2 protein-coding genes are annotated in these 1,305 nt (G+C 48.0%); both read left to right on the top strand.

Translation table 11 applies throughout. From position 1 onward, the window contains the following. On the top strand, window positions 1-273 hold a 273-nt coding region (gene trxA, locus NZ772_19125; GenBank protein ID MCS6815670.1), incomplete at its 5' end, for a thioredoxin. A gap of 153 nt (window positions 274-426) precedes the next feature. Further along, a partial coding sequence (locus tag NZ772_19120) for a TIGR00730 family Rossman fold protein (GenBank protein MCS6815669.1) occupies window positions 427-1,305 on the top strand: 879 nt, incomplete at its 3' end.

Below are 1,305 nucleotides of genomic sequence, written 5' to 3'. Positions count from 1 at the left end.
GAAAGTGACGTTCCTGTACTAGTGGATTTTTGGGCACCTTGGTGTGGGCCTTGTCGAATGGTTGGCCCTATTGTTGATGAGATTGCTCAACAATATGCTGGTCAGGTGAAGGTAGTGAAAGTGAATACTGATGAAAATCCTAGCGTTGCAACTCAGTACGGTATCCGCAGCATTCCAACCTTGATGATTTTCAAAGGTGGCGAGCGTGTTGATATGGTTGTAGGCGCTGTACCTAAGACAACGCTGTCAAATACTCTCGAAAAGCACCTCTAGGTAGCGACTTGGTGCTAGCTTGGTGGGTCTAGATAGTTCTCCAGTAGTCCAAAGTGACATAGTCTGCCTGATCCCAGATGGTTTCCTGTTGAGGAGTCTGGGTTTTTTTATCAGCTCTGTCGCAAGCGTATGCATGGTTGACAGGAGTTAGGTATGGAATTGAGTGAACTAGAACGCCTGCGATCGGACATGATGGCATTGATTGACCAACTGCCGCACCATGCCCATGGACGCTTGATTAAGCAGGTATTGAGTACGATCGTTCGGATGTCCAGCGAGCATATTGAACGGCTAGACTGGAAAATCTTAGCCTCTTCTATTTTGGATATGGAGGGGGCGTTTCAGACCTTCTATGCCCATCAACATACTCGCAAGGTTACGATCTTTGGGTCAGCTCGTACACCAGCCGACAAACCAGACTATCAAATGGCAGTCGAGCTAGCTCAACAATTAGCTCAACAGGGCTTTATGGTGATGACAGGTGCTGGTGGGGGCATCATGGAAGCTGGAAACCGGGGTGCTGGGGTTGATAAGTCAATTGGCTTGAACATTCGCTTGCCCTTTGAACAGGAATCTAACCCCTATGTCAGCCCTGATCGCCTGGTTAGCTTCAAATATTTCTTCACCCGCAAACTGTTTTTGCTCAAGGAGAGTGACGCGATCGTGGCATTTCCTGGTGGTTTTGGCACCCAGGATGAAGTGTTTGAGTGTTTAACCCTAATTCAAACTGGCAAGGCGGAGCCATTACCTATTGTGTTTATGAACCACCCTGGTAATGACTATTGGGATGCATGGAGCACCTACGTCAGTGAACATTTGTTGAAGCGTAGGCTCATCAATCGAGAAGACACCCATCTTTATCGCATCACCAATAGCACTGAAGTGGCCTGCGCCACAATTGCCCAGTTTTATCGGGTGTACCACTCCTGTCGATACATCTACGATCGCCTACTGCTACGGCTCAATACCGAGTTACCCAAGTCGGTCATAGCTGACCTAAACGTTACCTTTCGAGATATTCTTGTCGATGGC

The sequence above is a fragment of the Cyanobacteriota bacterium genome, from assembly GCA_025054735.1.
Lineage (GTDB): Bacteria > Cyanobacteriota > Cyanobacteriia > SKYG9 > SKYG9 > SKYG9.
The sequence above is the reverse complement of the archived record's forward strand: the minus strand, read 5'-3'. Positions and strand labels throughout refer to the sequence as shown.